The organism is Hydrogenophaga sp. ANAO-22 (assembly GCF_042466645.1).
Classification (GTDB): domain Bacteria; phylum Pseudomonadota; class Gammaproteobacteria; order Burkholderiales; family Burkholderiaceae_C; genus Hydrogenophaga.
Genome location: NZ_CP159956.1, coordinates 2,336,820 through 2,351,303, shown reverse-complemented (window position 1 = coordinate 2,351,303; position 14,484 = coordinate 2,336,820). Strand labels below are relative to the sequence as shown.

The window sequence follows — 14,484 nt, the reverse complement described above, 5'->3', positions numbered from 1 at the left end:
AAAAGCCCATCCCTCGCGCGATGGGCTTTTCCATTTCCGGGCTCGGCCTTTCCATGCGATCGGGTCCAAGCCATCCCCCATTCCCCTTCTGGAGATCCCATGCCTGTTGTGACCCCGGCGCTTGCGCGCGATGACGACCTGTTGAGCCGCTTCACCCAAGGCCTCGTGACCCGCACGCTGGCGCATGTGGCCGACGAGGCCCGGCTGGATGGCGAAAGCCTGAAGAACGCGGTGGACCGATACGAGATCGATTACGCCTGGCACGTGCTCGGCTCCGAGCGGCTGCGGGAGGCGGTGCTCTGCGCAGTGGAAGTGCGGCTCGGTCACCCGGCCGACGCAGGGCAGCAGGCGGCCGTGCGCGACCTGCTGCAGGCCGCCGCCGCCGCGCAGCCCAGCGATGCGCTCATGAGCTTCGACAACGATGTGCCGGCGCAACTGAGCCAGTTGCTGGTCGGTGTGCCCGATGTGTCTGTCGCGGCGGCCGCCGCGGAAACCGCCTGAACGCCATACCGCACCTCCCGCGTGCGGTATGGGTGCGCCACTAACATCCCCGCGTTGACAACCACCAGTCGTCCAGCGGAGCGTTTGTTTCTTCATGTCGGGTGTGCCTCTTCACACAAGCCCGCGCCATCTCGGTGATGGCGTGGGTCTGCGCGCGCCCGTTCTTCATCGCCGATGCCCTCGTCGGCCGCGCCGCCATGCCCGTGGGCTCCTGGCCGCACGTTCGTTTCGCGTTGACCTGAGCGTGACAGGTCAACGCCTCCGGCGCATCGAGGCCTGCGGCTAACCTGCGGTCCGAGTCCACCCCCCTCCACGCACCTGCCGCCCGGCCTTCTTCGCCAAGGCCGTTCCATGCCCGCGCTCGCGCGCGGCCGTGCCTGCACGTCTGGAGTTTTCCGTCCATGGTTCTCACCCTTTCGCCTCCGCCTTCCTGGTCGTTCGCGCCACCCGCGTGGTGGCGCCGGTGCACGGAGCTGCGCATCGACGTGGAGCGTCCCAGCCAGCCCATGGAGGACGCCTTCGGTTCGATCTACGACCGCATCCACCAGCCCGGTGATCGCCTGCATGGCATTCCCGCCATCCCGCTGAACGACCCGGACCTCGTGGTGCGCTACCGCGAGGCCGATGGCGAGTTCTATGTGTATGTGGAAGACGTCCGGCACCGCCGGCTGGCGGGCTACACGGTGTTCAACCGCCTCGTCGAAGTCAACCGCGCGGCCGACCGCGTGGTGCGCGCGCCCCATTCCAGCTACGGCGAGGCCTACCAGCGGCGCGGCCTGGCGAGCGCCATCTACCGCTGGGGTCTGGGCGCGGGCCTGTGCCTGGTGACCGGCGCGCGCCAGTCGCCGGGTGCGCACGCGCTGTGGCGTTCGCTGGCGCGCGACCATGAGCTGGGCTGCGTGCGCCTGCAGGACAAGACCCTGACCTACCTCGGGCCGGAGGTGGCGCCCGAGGTGATGGACGAGCTGCACACGCGCATGTTGTTGCTTGGCAGCGGCTGGACGCTGGCGCGCTTCGCCGCCGCCACGGGCATGCGATGGGTCTGAGCGGGTCTCAGCGCAGCGCGGGCGGGCGCCGCTTCTTCCACGAGCGCGACGCCTCGGCCGCGATGTCGATGAAGTTCTTCACCGCCGGGTTGCGGTCCTGCGTGCGGTAGAGCAGGCCCATGCGCACGATCGGGCTGGGCTCCTTCGGCACCACGTAGGCCACGCCCGGGCGCTGCAGCTGCGAGAGCGAGGACGGAATGAGCGAGATGCACAGGCCGGTGGACACGATGGAGATGATGGTCTGCATCTGGCGCGCGTACTGCACGATCTCGGGCGTGAAGCCGGCGCGCGCGCAGTAGTCCTGCACCGCGTCGTACAGGCCGGGCGCCATCGGGCGGCCGAACAGCACGAAGGGCTGGTGCTTGAAGAGCTTCATGCTGGGACTCTTCATGTGCGCCTCCTTCATGCTGTCGGGCAGGGCCAGCACCAGGCGCTCGTCGAACAGCGGCTGGAACGACAGGCCGGGCTCGTTGATCGGCCCGGGCGCGATGCCGATGTCGATCTTGTTGGTCTTGAGGTTGGGTACCTGCATGTCCAGCGTCTCTTCCGACAGGTGCAGCTCGATGCCGGGGTAGCGCTCGCGGCAGAGCTTGAGGGCCTGGGGCAGCATGGTGACGTTGGCGATGGACACGAAGCCCACCGCCAGCGAGCCGGTGTCGCCGCGCGCGCTGCGCTGGGCCAGGATGCGCGCGTGCTCCAGCCGAGCGAGCACGGCGCGCACCTCCACGTAGTAGGTCTGCGAGGCCGGCGTCATGACCACGCCCCGGTTGGTGCGCTCGAACAGCTGCACGCCGAGTTCTTCCTCCAGCGCCTTGATCTGCACCGAGAGGGGCGGCTGGCTGATGTGCAGGCGCTCGGCCGCGCGCATGAAGTTCAGCTCTTCGGCGACGGCGATGAAATAGCGGAGTTGCCGGATGTCAGGCATACGAAAATCATATAACAGAGGCCTGCAAACGGTATTGGCTCGAATGCCGGCATCTCAATACAGTGGCGACCGCCATACCCGGCATACAACGATCGGAGACAAACATGATGTCCATTTCCCGCCGCGCCGGCCTGCTGGCCGTGGGCGCCGCAGTCCTTGCCATCAGCACCGCTGCGCATGCCCAGACCCGCGAAGTCAAGATCGGCTACGCCCTGGCCCCGAACTCGCACTACGGTGCCGGCGCCAACGCCTGGGCCGCGTCGTTCGAGAAGGCCACGAACGGCCAGTTCAAGTTCCGTCAATTCCCCTCCAGCGCCCTGGGTGGCGAGCGCGAATTGCTCGAAGGCCTGCAGCTGGGCACCGTGGAAGCGGCCATCGTCTCCTCCGGCACGCTGAGCAACTTCGTGCCCGAAGTCGGTGTGACCGACATCCCCTTCCTGTTCCGCGACATCAACCACGCACGCAGCGTGCTCGACGGCCCGATCGGCCAGGACCTGCTGGGCAAGTTCAAGTCGCGCAACCTGGTCGCGCTGGCCTGGGGCGAGCAAGGTTTCCGCCACATCACCAACGGCAAGCACCCGATCACCAAGCCCGAAGACCTCAAGGGCCTGAAGATCCGCACGATGGAAAACCCGGTGCACATCACCGCCTTCCGCACGCTGGGCGCCGCGCCCACGCCCATGGCCTGGCCCGAAGTCACCGGCGCGCTGCAGCAGGGCACCATCGACGGCCAGGAGAACCCGATCTCGGTGATCGCCTCGGCCAAGCTCTCGGCGGTGCAGAAGCACCTGGCGCTCACGGGCCACGTGTATTCGCCGGCCATGCTGCTGGTCTCGCCCAAGTTCTGGGACTCGCTCAACGACAGTCAGAAGGCCGCCGTGACCGCGGGCGCCAAGGACGGCGCGAAGGCCATGCGCCAGTTCGTCGACGACATCGAGAAGAAGGGCGTGGACGAGCTGCGCGCCCAGGGCATGCAGATCACCGAGGTGCCCAACAAGGCGCCGTTCCAGCAGGCCCTCTCGCCCGCCTACCAGCAGTACGCCTCCAAGTACGGCAAAGAGCTGATCGACCGCATCGCCAACGCGAAGTGACCGTCTGACCCCCCACCGCCCGGCCCCGTGCCGGGTGGTTCGCTTTGGCACGAGCGCCGCAGGAAATCCCCATGATCGACCGATTCGAGAACGCCCTGGTGGCCGTCAACCGCTGGGTGCTGATCCTGCTGTTGGCGGCGATGTCCGTCATCGTGTTCGCCAACGTCGTGCTGCGCTACACCACCAACGACTCCATCGTCTGGGCCGAAGAGGTCGCGCGCCACCTCATGATCTGGGGCACCTTCCTCGGCGCCGGGCTGGTGCTGCGCTTCGGTGGGCACGTGGCCATCGACAACCTGCACCAGGCCGTGCCCACGCCGCTGGCGCGGGTGCTGCGCGCGCTCGTCGTGCTGCTGATCGCCGGTTTCTGCGTCTCGATGACGTATTTCTCCATTGTCTACACCAGCGTGATGCGGTTCCAGACCACGCCCGCCACCGGCATCTCGTTCGCCTGGATCTACGCGGCCTTGCCCGCGGGCTTCATCCTGATGCTGGTGCACCTGGCCTTTCTGGTGCGCCGCTACGTGATCGACGGCCGCTTCCACGAGTCGCCCGAGATGGACGCCGAGGCGGCCGCCTCGCTCTGAGCCCCTGACGCGGAACCCCCACCATGGTCATCACCCTGTTCGTCGCCGCCGTCGTGCTCATGCTGATCGGCGTGCCCGTGGCGTTCTCGCTCGCCATCGCCGCCGCCCTGGCCGTGGCCCTGGGCGGGCAGTACCCGCAGATCATCGTCTTCAAGGAAATGTTCACCGGCGTGGACAGCTTCCCGCTGATGGCGGTGCCTTTCTTCATCCTCGCGGCCGAGATCATGTCGGGCGGGGCGCTCACGCTGGTGCTGCTGCGCTTCGCCTCGCAGTTCGTCGGCCACCTGCGCGGCGGCCTGGGCTATGCCAACGTGCTGTCGCTCACCATCTTCTCGGGCATCTCGGGCTCGGCCCTGGCGGACGCCGCCGGTCCGGGCTCGATGATGGTGCGCATGATGGACAAGGCCGGCTACGACCGCGCCTACGCGGCCGCGCTGACCGCCAGCACCGCCATCGTGGGGCCCATCATCCCGCCCTCGATCATCATGATCATCTACGCGCTGCAGGACGAGCACGTCTCCGTCGGCGCGCTGTTCATCGCCGGTTTCATCCCCGGCCTGCTGATCGCCGCCGCCATGAGCTGGGTCAACTGGTGGGTCTGCCGCCGGCGCGACTTCCGCTCCGACGCCCCGCGCCCCACCGGCCGCCAGATGCTCATGAACACCATCAAGGCGGTGCCCGCGCTGTTCCTCGTGGTGATCATCCTGGTCGGCATCCGCTTCGGCGTCTTCACGCCCACCGAGGCCTCGGTGGTCGCGGTGTTCTACGCGCTGGTCTGCGGCAAGTGGGTCTACGGCACGCTCATGTGGTCGGCGCTGCCCGGCATCGCGGCGCGCTCGGCCATGCTCACCGCCTCGGTGCTGTTCGTGGTGGCCGCTTCGTCGGCCTTCGCCTGGGTGCTCACCATCGAAGGCGTGCCGCAGGACCTGGCGCAGGCCATCATCGGCTGGGACCTCTCGCCCGTCACCTTCCTGATCGCGGTGAACATCCTGCTGCTGCTGTTCGGCATCTTCATGGAGCCATTGCCCGGCGTCACCATCCTCGTGCCCATCCTGGCGCCGATCGCGGCCGCGCTGGGCATCGACCCGATCCACTTCGCGATGGTGGTCATCGTCAACCTCACGCTGGGCATGATCACGCCGCCCGTGGGCGGGCTGCTGTTCGTCACCTCGGTGGCAACCAAGGTGCCGCTCATGGCCCTCACGCGCGAGCTGCCGCCCTTCCTGTGGGCCCACCTCGTGGTGCTGTTGCTGCTCACCTTCGTGCCCGCGATCTCCACCTGGCTGCCGCACGCGCTGGGCTTCTGATGCGCCGCGCCGCCCGCCGCTCCAGCCCTGACGCGGCCGTCTCGCCCCAGGGCGAGATCACCGACGTGGTGCTCGATCGCGGGCTGTCGCTGCACTTCTTCGACGAGGGCGTGGCCGTGCTGTCCTCGCGCATCGAGTCCGGCGAGGGCTACGCGCAGTTCAACAAGCGCGACCTGCAGGTGCTGGTGGATTTTTTCCAGGCGCCGGAGAACCGGCACCTGCTGCAGCCGCCGGTCGACCCCCGGCCTTGACCTCGCAGGGGTGGCTCAGCGCCAGCCCGGCACCTTCTTCAGCACGAAGTTCATCGCCGGTTCGGCCGGTGTGCCGCGCCCCTGGGCCGAGCGGCGGATGCCGCGCAGTTCCTGACCGCAGCCCGAGGCGGTGACGTGGCCTTCCCACACCGCGTCCATGCTCACGCCGTCGGCCGACTCGTCGAGGTTGAACTCGCCGTCCATGACGTCCCCGGACACCACCGCCTGCCGGTCGTTGCCCGCGGTGCTGCGCTTCAGGCTGCCACGCACGCTGTCCGGGTACTCCGGGTGGCGCTCGAACAGCAGCGCACCGGTGGAGGCGGGCGCGGCCTCGCTGCCCCCCGCCTGCGGCCACAGCACCAGCTGCCACAGGCCGTAGAGCTGGCTGGGCGCCATGTCGCCGGGTTGGCTGCAGACGGTCGGGGGTGTGGCCGGCGCTTGCGCATGGCCGGCGCCGGCCAGCAGCGCCCACGCGGCGGCGAGGCAGAGGTGTTTCATGAGGCGGGGTCGGCCGCCTTCTGGGCGGCCTGGTCGGTGGCGCGTTGCGCGAACTCGGCGCGCAGCGCGCGCAGTTTCTCGCGCGGGTCTTCCTTCACGGTGGCCTGGTCCAGCGCCATCTCCTTGATGAAGCGGCTGGCCTGCCCGGGCACGCTCTCGCGCCCCTTCTTGCGGCGTTTGAGCCAGCTCACCGCCAGCGTGCGCTGCGCGCGCGTGATGCCCACGTACATCAGGCGGCGCTCTTCCTGCAGGCGCTGCGCCATGTCGGCCGCCTGCGCGTCGCTCTGGCCGGGCTCCTCGTCCATCTTGAACGGCAGCAGGCCCTCGTTCACGCCGACCAGCATCACGTGCGGCCACTCCAGGCCCTTGGAGGCGTGCAGCGTCGAGAGCGTCACGACGTTCTGGTCCTGCTCGCGCTCGCTCAGCGTGGAGAGCAGGGCGATCGTCTGCACCACCTCGAGCAGGCTCTTGCGCTCGCTCTCGATCTTCACGCCGTCCTCTTCCTCCAGCTTGCCGCCGCAGCGCCCGGCCACCCAGTCGCAGAAGTCCATCACGTTGGTCCAGCGCGCGGCCGCCACCTTCTCGTTGTCCTCGCTGTCGTAGAGGTGCTTCTCGTAGTCGATGTCCTTGAGCCACTCGGTGAGGAAGGCGCGCCCGGCCTCGTGGCCCACGGTGTGGCGCGCGCGGTACTCCAGGTCGTTCACCGCGCGGCCGAACTCGTGCAGCGTGGCCACCGCGCGCGGGGGCAGGGCGGTGCCCAGCGAGTTGGCGAACAGCGCCTCGAACAGGCTCAGCTTGTACTGCGTGGCGAAGGCCCCCAGCTGCTGCAGCGTGGTGTGGCCGATGCCGCGCTTGGGCGTGGTGGCCGAGCGCAGGAAGGCCGGGTCGTCGTTGTTGTTCACCAGCAGGCGCAGCCAGGCGCAGAGGTCGCGGATCTCGGCCTTGTCGAAGAAGCTCTGGCCGCCCGAGACCTTGTACGGCACCTGCGCGCGGCGCAGCGACTGCTCGAACGGGCGCGCCATGTGGTTGGCGCGGTAGAGGATGGCGAAGTCGCGCCACTCCTTGTGCTGCGAGCTCGCGCGCAGGCTCAGGATGCGCGCCACCGCGCGCTCGGCCTCGTGTTCCTCGTTGTCGGCATCGACCACGCGCACCGGCTCGCCCTCGCCCAGGTCGCTCCACAGCGTCTTGGGAAAGAGCTTGGGGTTGGGGCCGATGACGTTGTTCGCCGCGCGAAGGATCGCGCTGGTGGAGCGGTAGTTCTGCTCCAGCTTGATGACCTTGAGCTCGGGGAAGTCGTGCGGCAGCTTCTTCAGGTTGTCCAGCGTGGCGCCGCGCCAGCCGTAGATGGACTGGTCGTCGTCGCCCACGGCGGTGAAGCGCGCCCGTTCGCCCACCAGCAGCTTGAGCAGCTCGTACTGCGTGGCGTTGGTGTCCTGGTACTCGTCCACCAGCACATGGCCCATCTTCTTCTGCCAGCGCGCGCGCACGTCTTCGTGCTCGCGCAGCAGCTTGAGCGGCAGCGTGATGAGGTCGTCGAAGTCCACGCTCTGGTAGGCCACCAGGCGCTCTTCGTAGCGCGCCATGATGGTCGCCATCACGCGCTCGTTTTCGTCCTTGGCCTGAGCGAGGGCCTGTGCCGCGTTCATGCCCGCGCCCTTCCACGCGCTGATGCCCCACTGCCAGCCGCGCGCGGTGGCCGCGTCGGTGGTGCCGCCGCAGTCCTTGAGCAGGCTGGTGATGTCGTCGGTGTCGAGGATGGAGAACTGCTTCTTCAGGCCCAGCACCTCGCCGTCGTCGCGCAGCAGGCGCACGCCCAGCGCGTGGAAGGTGCAGATCAGCACCTTGCGGGCGTCGCGCCCTACCAGCTGGGCCGCGCGCTCGCGCATTTCGGCGGCGGCCTTGTTGGTGAAGGTGATGGCGGCGATGCGGTCGGCTGCCAGGCCGGCCTGGATGAGCCGGCCGATCTTGTGCGTGATCACGCGCGTCTTGCCCGAGCCCGCGCCCGCGAGCACCAGGCAGGGCCCCGCCAGGTGGTTCACGGCTTCGAGTTGCGCGAGGTTCAGGCCGTGGGACATGGAGGGAGGCGGGCGGGCGTCGGGAAAGGCGGGAAAAGAGCGTTGGATCATACCGGGCGGGGTGTCGCGGGCCGCCCACGGGCGCCTGAGACAATCGGCCCCGTGCTGCACATCCTGCTGGTCACCTTCCCCTTCTTCGCGCTCGTGCTCGCCGGCTACGTGGCCGCGCGCCGGCGCATGCTGCCGCTGGAGGCCATTCCCGGGCTCAACGGTTTCGTGCTGTTCTTCGCGCTGCCCTGCATGCTGTACCGCTTCGGCTCCACCACGCCGATCGCGCAGCTGCTCGACGGCTGGGTGGCCGGCCTGTACCTGCTGTGCGGTCTCATCGTGGTGGGCGCCACCATCGCGTTCACGCGCAACGCGCGCATCCGCTGGAACGACGCCTCCCTGGGCGCGCTGGTGGCGGCCTTTCCCAACTCGGGCTTCATGGGCGTGCCGCTGATCGTGGCCCTGCTCGGCGCGTCGGCGGCGGGCACCGTGATCCTCACCATGGTGGTGGACATGGTGATCACCAGCTCGCTGTGCATCGCGCTCTCGCGCCTGGACGAGGCGCAGGGCCAGGGCCGCTCGGCGGTGGCCGAGGCCACGCGCAAGGCGCTCAAGGGCGTGCTCACCAACCCCATGCCCTGGGCCATCGTGCTCGGCGGCCTGGCCTCGGCCTGGGCCTTCACCCTGCCCAAGCCGGTGGAGCAGACGGTGTGGCTGCTGGCCGATTCGGCCTCGCCCGTGGCGCTGTTCACCATTGGCGCGGTGCTGGCGCGCGCGCAGATGACGGCCAACCACCCCATGCCCCTGGCCGACTACCTGCCGGTGGCGCTGATGAAGCTCTTCGTGCACCCGCTGCTGGTGCTCGCCGTGGGCTGGCTGGCCATCCGCGCGGGTGCCCCACTGTCGTGGCCGACGCTGGTGGTGATGGTGCTAGTGGCCGCGCTGCCCAGCGCGAGCAACGTCTCGCTGCTGGCCGAGCGCTTCGGCGCCGACAACGGGCGCATCGCCCGCATCATCCTCGTGACCACGGCGGCCGCCTTCCTCACGTTCTCCGGGGCCGTGGCGCTGCTGACCTGAAGCTTTCGTGACGGGAGAATGAAGCTTCGATAGGCACTGCCTATGTCCTTCATCCAGGCTTTTGTTTTGACACCCCCGGGGTGGCTCTCTAAAGTGCGTTGGCTCATCCCCGCCAACCACAAAGGAGATCCCCATGTCAGAAGCCAAGTGTCCCTTCCACCACGGTTCCGGTGTCGGAACCAGCAACAAGGACTGGTGGCCGAACCAGTTGCGCATGGACGTGCTGAACCAGCACTCCGCCAAATCCAACCCGCTGGGCGAATCGTTCGACTACGCGGCCGAATTCAAGAAGCTGGACTACAAGGCTCTCAAAGCGGATCTGAACAAGCTGATGACCGACAGCCAGGACTGGTGGCCCGCCGACTTCGGCCACTACGGCCCGCAGTTCATCCGCATGGCCTGGCACTCGGCCGGCACCTACCGCACCACCGACGGCCGTGGCGGCGGTGGCCGTGGCCAGCAGCGCTTTGCGCCGCTCAACTCGTGGCCCGACAACGTCAACATCGACAAGTCGCGCCGCCTGCTGTGGCCGATCAAGCAGAAATACGGCCAGCAGATTTCCTGGGCCGACCTCATGATCCTCGCGGGCAACGTGGCGCTGGAATCCATGGGCTTTCGCACCTTCGGCTTCGCGGCGGGGCGTGAGGACGTGTGGGAACCCGATACCGACGTGAGCTGGGGCGCCGAGACCAAGTGGCTGGGCGATGACCAGCGCTTCGAGGGCGACCGCGTCCTGGTCAAGAGCCTGGGCGCGACGCACATGGGCCTGATCTATGTGAACCCCGAAGGCCCGAACGCCAGCGGCGACTACATGGCCGCGGCCAAGGACATCCGCGCCACCTTCTACCGCATGGCCATGGACGACGAGGAAATCGTCGCGCTGATCGCCGGTGGCCACACCTTCGGCAAGGCGCACGGCGCGGCGCCGGAATCGCACAAGGGCGCGGAACCCGAGGGTGGCTCGATCGAAGCGCAGGGCCTGGGCTGGACCAGCGACTTCGGCAGTGGACATGGCAAGGACACCGTCTCCAGCGGGCTGGAAGTGACCTGGACCACCACCCCCGCGCAATGGAGCAACAACTTCTTCGAGAACCTGTTCAAGTTCGAATGGGAAGAGGAGCGCAGCCCCGCGGGCGCCAGGCAGTGGGTTGCCAAGGACGCACCAGAGATCATCCCCGATGCGCACGTGCCCGGTCTGAAGCACAAGCCCAAGATGCTCACCACCGACCTGACCATGCGCTTCGATCCCGAGTTCGGCAAGATCTCCCAGCGCTTCCTCAACGACCCGCAAGCCTTCGCCGAGGCCTTCGCCCGAGCCTGGTTCAAGCTGACGCACCGCGACATGGGACCCAAGGCGCGTTACCTCGGCCCTGAAGTGCCGAAGGAAGACCTGATCTGGCAGGACCCGCTGCCCGCGGCCACGCACAAGCCCACGGCGGCGGACATCGCCGACCTCAAGGCCCGGATCGCGGCCTCGGGCCTGTCGGTGAGCGAGCTGGTCTCGGTGGCCTGGGCTTCGGCCTCCACCTTCCGTGGTGGCGACAAGCGCGGTGGCGCCAACGGCGCGCGCCTGGCGCTCGCGCCGCAGAAGGACTGGGCGGTCAACCAGGTGGCGGTGAAGGCGCTGCCCAAGCTGGTGGATATCCAGAAAGCCTCGGGCAAGGCCTCGCTGGCCGACGTGATCGTGCTGGCCGGTGGGGTCGGTGTCGAGCAGGCGGCCAAGGCCGCGGGAGTCGCCGTGGACGTGCCGTTCACGCCCGGGCGGGTCGATGCGCGGCAGGACCAGACCGACGTCGAATCCTTCGCCGTGCTGGAGCCCGAGGCCGATGGCTTCCGCAACCACAAGGCGGGCAAGAGCGCCGCGTCGACGGAAGCGCTGCTGGTCGACAAGGCGCAGCTGCTCACGCTGACGGCGCCCGAGATGACCGCGCTGGTGGGGGGCCTGCGCGTGCTCGGCGCCAACGCCGACGGCAGCCAGCACGGGGTGTTCACCGACCGCGTCGGCGCACTCACCAATGACTTCTTCGTCAACCTGCTGAACATGAACACCGTGTGGACGCCGGTGGATGCCGAGGCCGAGGTGTTCGAAGGCAAGGACCGCAAGAACGGCCAGCTGCGGTACACCGCCACCCGCAACGACCTGGTGTTCGGCTCCAACTCGGTGCTGCGCGCCTATGCCGAGGTGTACGCCAGCGCGGATGGCCAGTCGAAGTTCCTCAAGGACTTCGTGGCCGCCTGGACCAAGGTCATGAACCTGGACCGGTTCGACATCGCCTGATCGCTTCGGGCATCCGTCCAAGCCCCGGGATGCCGAATCCCGGGGCTTTTGTTTTGGGCATGGGCCGATGTCCCCAGTGGCGAGGCCCATGCCGTTGCTGCATCAACCAAACTTTCGATCATGGGGGCGCACTCATGCTGGACCCGTCGCGGTGCGATGGGGACGGGTCTTGTGTTTGTGTTGTGAGAATGTGGTTCATGGACGCGGTCGGGTTCAACGCGAGGAGAGGCGCCCAGGTCGGGGTCGACTCCATCAAAAAGGTGGAAAGCCCCAGGGGCATTGCGCTCAGCCCTGGCAACACCTGGGCATCGACGAAGGTCGGCTCTGGCCTCTTGCCGGGTTTCGAAGATGTTTCGGGCATTTCGATCTCCGCGTCGTCGCAGCGAGAGGACCCTCCCTCGGTGAGGGCGCGGGTGTTGGTGCACCAGGATGTCCAGGCCGTGAAGAGCCTGCCCACGTTTGCGCAAAGGCACCCACGTCTGGCCAGGGTGTTCCGTGTTTTCACGGCCGTGCTGGCGTTTCCGCTGCTGCTGGCGTTGAACACGGTCACGATTCCATTGGCGTATGCCGTGGCATGCGCCTCGAAGGAGTGGGGCGATGGGGGCCTGGCCCAGTCCTTGGGCAAAAGCCGGCTGGTGCGGGCGCTGTGGGGCGACGGTTTCGCCGACTGGCTGGCCACCGGCGACGGCAAGGTGCAGGGCGTGCTTGCGATGCTGTGCGTCTGCCTGCCGGTGTTGCTGGTGAAGTCCGCCGTGTTTTCCGTGCACGGCGCATCGGGCCTGTTCGACAACCTGTCGAACGGATTTTCCGAACCCGCATGGGCGTGCCAGGCGGGGTCGATCTACGACACCTGGACGAAGGACCAGGGCGTGCTCGCGCCCAGCTACCGCTTCCGGTCCGGCACCTGGGTGCGTGCGCGGTAGGCCGGGTCGATGGTGCGCTCCGAGCTCGAACGGGTGCTGGCGCAGATGGGCGAACACCTCGGCCTGCGGGACGTGCACCGCCTGCAGGACGGCGGTCTGCTGGAGGTGGGCGGGCACGAGCTGCTGTTGCATCACGACGCAGAAAATGCGCCACACCTGGTCCAGGCGCGCCTGAACCTGGGACCGGCCGACCCGCACCAGCGCGAATGGATCTGGCACCGGCTGCTGGTCAGCAACTTCGAATGGGCCTGCAACGGCAGCCTGGGCTGGAGCCTGTCACCCGAGGGTGATCTGGCCATGCTCACCGCGCACCACCCCTTGGACGCCCAGACCACGGGCGCCGAGCTGGCCGCCTGGCTGCGTGAGCTGCTGGTCTGCGCGCGGGCGCATTGGCAGGCCCTGCCGTCGCGGCAGGCCATGGCCGACCTCCAGGCCCTGGCTCCGCTGCGGCGCGCCCGTCGGCCCGTGTCCACACAGCCCGATGGCTGGGAGCCGCTGATCGACGCCTTCTGCGACCACGCGGGCATCGCCGAGCGCCATGCCTTGCGGCGTGGCGAGGACAGCCTGCGGGTGGACGGCATGGACATGCTGCTGCGGCACGACCCGTTGGTGCCCGGGCGTTTCCAGGTGAGCCTCGACCTGGGCATGGCGCCAATCGGCCCGCGTGAAAAGCTGTGGCAGGGCCTGCTGTGGAGCAACTTTCTGATGGGCGCGGGCGGCGATGTGCTGTTCAGCGTGCTCCCGCAGCGCGAGGCGGTGGTGATGACGCTGCAGCAGACCTTGCCGGTCGAACCGAGCGCGCAGGCGTTCTGCGATCTGCTGCATGCCCTGGCCGCGCACGGACAAGGCGTCTGGGATGCGTTGCGCGACACGGTTTCTCGCGGAGAGGCCGCGTTACCGATGGCCATGGCCCCCCAGGCGGGGCGGCGCTTCAAGGCGCCTTGACGGCCGACTTACCGCTTCAGCGCCTCCTGCTCCAGCAGCAGGTAGGTGTTGTACGCGTTCATGCGGTTGGCCGGGCCGAACATGGGCATGGCCTCGAAGGCGGACCAGTCGGTTTTCTCGTAGGCCTCCTCGAACGGCACGAAGTTCTCCACCGCCTCGCCCATGCTCTGGCGCAGGTGCCTGAGGTAGTCGCGCGTGGTGCCGATGTCCTTCTTCGGGTCGGTGGACGCGGCGCCGTGCCCCGGCACGACCGCTTTGGCGTCGAAGGCCAGCAGGCGCTCCAGCGACAGGATCCACTGGCGGCTGTTGGCCTGGCCCACGAAGGGCAGGCGGCCGTTGAAGAACAGGTCGCCCGCGAACAGCACCTTTTCCGAGGGCACGAACACCGTGAGGTCTTCGGGCGTGTGGGAGGGCCCGACCGGCGTGAGCTCGAACACCACGCCACCGACCTTCAGGGCGGTGGGGCCGTCGATCCAGATGTCGGCCGGCACGATGCGGGTCTGCTCGTTGATCCAGGGCGCGAGGTCGGTGCGCGAGGCCTCCAGGCGCAGGCGCGCGGTGTCGGACTGAATGTACTCGCGCGACGCGCTGTGCGCGATGATCTTCGCCCCCAGCTGCTTGAAGTGCTGCAGACCGTAAATGTGGTCGGCGTGGTAGTGGGTCAGGATCACGTGGGTGATCGGCTTGTCGGTCCGTTGGCGGATCGCCTGCGTGAGCCGCTCGGCCAGCCGGGGCGAGCCCAGCGCGTCCACCACCACCACGCCCTCGGGGGTGACCACGAAACCGGCGTTGCTGATGAAGTTCTGGTTCCTGGTCGAGCCCAGCTGGGTCAGGCCCTGCACGTAGTAGCTGTGGGGGCCGACCGCCTCCACGGTCATGGCCGGGCCGGTGTCGGCGGCGGGCTGGGCCTGGGCGGCGAAGGTGGCCAGGGCGATCAGGGGCGCAAGCCACCAGCGAAGGGAAAGTCGGGGCACGGGTCGTCTCCAGTAGTC

The 14,484-nt window shown here is 68.3% G+C and carries 14 protein-coding genes; 10 read left to right on the top strand and 4 right to left on the bottom strand.

Translation table 11 applies throughout. The features are described from left to right. The first annotated feature begins 99 nt into the window (after window positions 1-99). Window positions 100-501, top strand: a complete 402-nt coding sequence (locus tag ABSY19_RS11205) for a hypothetical protein (protein WP_382162644.1) — start codon at window positions 100-102, stop codon at window positions 499-501. Window positions 502-902: 401 nt separating this feature from the next. Beyond that, window positions 903-1,547, top strand: coding sequence for an N-acetyltransferase (locus ABSY19_RS11200; protein WP_382162641.1), 645 nt, complete (start codon window positions 903-905; stop codon window positions 1,545-1,547). A 7-nt stretch (window positions 1,548-1,554) separates the two neighbouring features. Here the strand turns inward: ABSY19_RS11200 and ABSY19_RS11195 are convergent, their stop codons facing one another. Then, window positions 1,555-2,472 carry a LysR family transcriptional regulator gene (locus tag ABSY19_RS11195; RefSeq protein ID WP_382162638.1) on the bottom strand — a complete coding sequence of 306 codons (918 nt, stop codon included), beginning with the start codon at window positions 2,470-2,472 and terminating at the stop codon, window positions 1,555-1,557. Between the two features lie 107 nt (window positions 2,473-2,579). Here ABSY19_RS11195 and ABSY19_RS11190 point away from each other — a divergent pair, with 107 nt between their 5' ends. From ABSY19_RS11190 to ABSY19_RS11175, 4 genes are all read left to right on the top strand, one after another. Then, window positions 2,580-3,563 carry a TRAP transporter substrate-binding protein gene (locus ABSY19_RS11190; protein ID WP_382163770.1) on the top strand — a complete coding sequence of 328 codons (984 nt, stop codon included), beginning with the start codon at window positions 2,580-2,582 and terminating at the stop codon, window positions 3,561-3,563. Window positions 3,564-3,634: 71 nt separating this feature from the next. Next, window positions 3,635-4,150, top strand: a complete 516-nt coding sequence (locus tag ABSY19_RS11185; RefSeq protein ID WP_382162635.1) for a TRAP transporter small permease — start codon at window positions 3,635-3,637, stop codon at window positions 4,148-4,150. Between the two features lie 23 nt (window positions 4,151-4,173). After that, entirely contained in the window at window positions 4,174-5,457 is a 1,284-nt protein-coding gene (locus ABSY19_RS11180) for a TRAP transporter large permease (protein WP_382162631.1), read from the top strand. Next, window positions 5,457-5,708: a hypothetical protein gene (locus tag ABSY19_RS11175; protein WP_382162628.1), complete on the top strand. Its 252-nt coding sequence runs from the start codon at window positions 5,457-5,459 to the stop codon at window positions 5,706-5,708. The genes ABSY19_RS11180 and ABSY19_RS11175 overlap by 1 nt, the downstream gene beginning before the upstream one ends. Window positions 5,709-5,723: 15 nt before the next feature. Here ABSY19_RS11175 and ABSY19_RS11170 read toward each other — a convergent pair whose 3' ends face one another. Together ABSY19_RS11170 and ABSY19_RS11165 are read right to left on the bottom strand one after the other, a co-directional pair. Continuing rightward, window positions 5,724-6,206 (bottom strand): hypothetical protein, encoded by a 483-nt coding sequence (locus ABSY19_RS11170; protein WP_382162625.1) that lies wholly within the window; start codon window positions 6,204-6,206, stop codon window positions 5,724-5,726. Next, window positions 6,203-8,281 (bottom strand): ATP-dependent helicase, encoded by a 2,079-nt coding sequence (locus tag ABSY19_RS11165; RefSeq protein ID WP_382162622.1) that lies wholly within the window; start codon window positions 8,279-8,281, stop codon window positions 6,203-6,205. Before ABSY19_RS11165 ends, ABSY19_RS11170 begins: the two co-directional genes overlap by 4 nt. 102 nt (window positions 8,282-8,383) lie before the next feature. Here ABSY19_RS11165 and ABSY19_RS11160 point away from each other — a divergent pair, with 102 nt between their 5' ends. From ABSY19_RS11160 to ABSY19_RS11145, 4 genes are all read left to right on the top strand, one after another. Continuing rightward, a complete protein-coding gene (locus tag ABSY19_RS11160; RefSeq protein ID WP_382162620.1) occupies window positions 8,384-9,346 on the top strand; it encodes an AEC family transporter in 963 nt (320 codons plus the stop codon). A 133-nt stretch (window positions 9,347-9,479) separates the two neighbouring features. Then, window positions 9,480-11,624, top strand: a complete 2,145-nt coding sequence (gene katG, locus ABSY19_RS11155; protein WP_382162617.1) for a catalase/peroxidase HPI — start codon at window positions 9,480-9,482, stop codon at window positions 11,622-11,624. 197 nt (window positions 11,625-11,821) lie between these two features. After that, window positions 11,822-12,547, top strand: a complete 726-nt coding sequence (locus ABSY19_RS11150) for a hypothetical protein (protein WP_382162614.1) — start codon at window positions 11,822-11,824, stop codon at window positions 12,545-12,547. A 9-nt stretch (window positions 12,548-12,556) separates the two neighbouring features. Beyond that, window positions 12,557-13,492: a hypothetical protein gene (locus ABSY19_RS11145; protein ID WP_382162611.1), complete on the top strand. Its 936-nt coding sequence runs from the start codon at window positions 12,557-12,559 to the stop codon at window positions 13,490-13,492. 8 nt (window positions 13,493-13,500) lie between these two features. On the opposite strand, the gene ABSY19_RS11140 is transcribed toward ABSY19_RS11145, so the two are convergent. After that, window positions 13,501-14,466, bottom strand: coding sequence for an MBL fold metallo-hydrolase (locus ABSY19_RS11140; RefSeq protein ID WP_382162608.1), 966 nt, complete (start codon window positions 14,464-14,466; stop codon window positions 13,501-13,503). Window positions 14,467-14,484: the final 18 nt, after the last annotated feature.

Coding starts and splice junctions, on each gene's coding strand:
- katG (WP_382162617.1), top strand. CDS start 9,480: ATGTCAGAAGCCAAGTGTCCCTTCCACCACGGTTCCGGTGTCGGAACC.
- ABSY19_RS11145 (WP_382162611.1), top strand. CDS start 12,557: ATGGTGCGCTCCGAGCTCGAACGGGTGCTGGCGCAGATGGGCGAACAC.
- ABSY19_RS11195 (WP_382162638.1), bottom strand. CDS start 2,472: ATGCCTGACATCCGGCAACTCCGCTATTTCATCGCCGTCGCCGAAGAG.
- ABSY19_RS11205 (WP_382162644.1), top strand. CDS start 100: ATGCCTGTTGTGACCCCGGCGCTTGCGCGCGATGACGACCTGTTGAGC.
- ABSY19_RS11180 (WP_382162631.1), top strand. CDS start 4,174: ATGGTCATCACCCTGTTCGTCGCCGCCGTCGTGCTCATGCTGATCGGC.
- ABSY19_RS11190 (WP_382163770.1), top strand. CDS start 2,580: ATGTCCATTTCCCGCCGCGCCGGCCTGCTGGCCGTGGGCGCCGCAGTC.
- ABSY19_RS11175 (WP_382162628.1), top strand. CDS start 5,457: ATGCGCCGCGCCGCCCGCCGCTCCAGCCCTGACGCGGCCGTCTCGCCC.
- ABSY19_RS11200 (WP_382162641.1), top strand. CDS start 903: ATGGTTCTCACCCTTTCGCCTCCGCCTTCCTGGTCGTTCGCGCCACCC.
- ABSY19_RS11170 (WP_382162625.1), bottom strand. CDS start 6,206: ATGAAACACCTCTGCCTCGCCGCCGCGTGGGCGCTGCTGGCCGGCGCC.
- ABSY19_RS11165 (WP_382162622.1), bottom strand. CDS start 8,281: ATGTCCCACGGCCTGAACCTCGCGCAACTCGAAGCCGTGAACCACCTG.
- ABSY19_RS11185 (WP_382162635.1), top strand. CDS start 3,635: ATGATCGACCGATTCGAGAACGCCCTGGTGGCCGTCAACCGCTGGGTG.
- ABSY19_RS11150 (WP_382162614.1), top strand. CDS start 11,822: ATGGACGCGGTCGGGTTCAACGCGAGGAGAGGCGCCCAGGTCGGGGTC.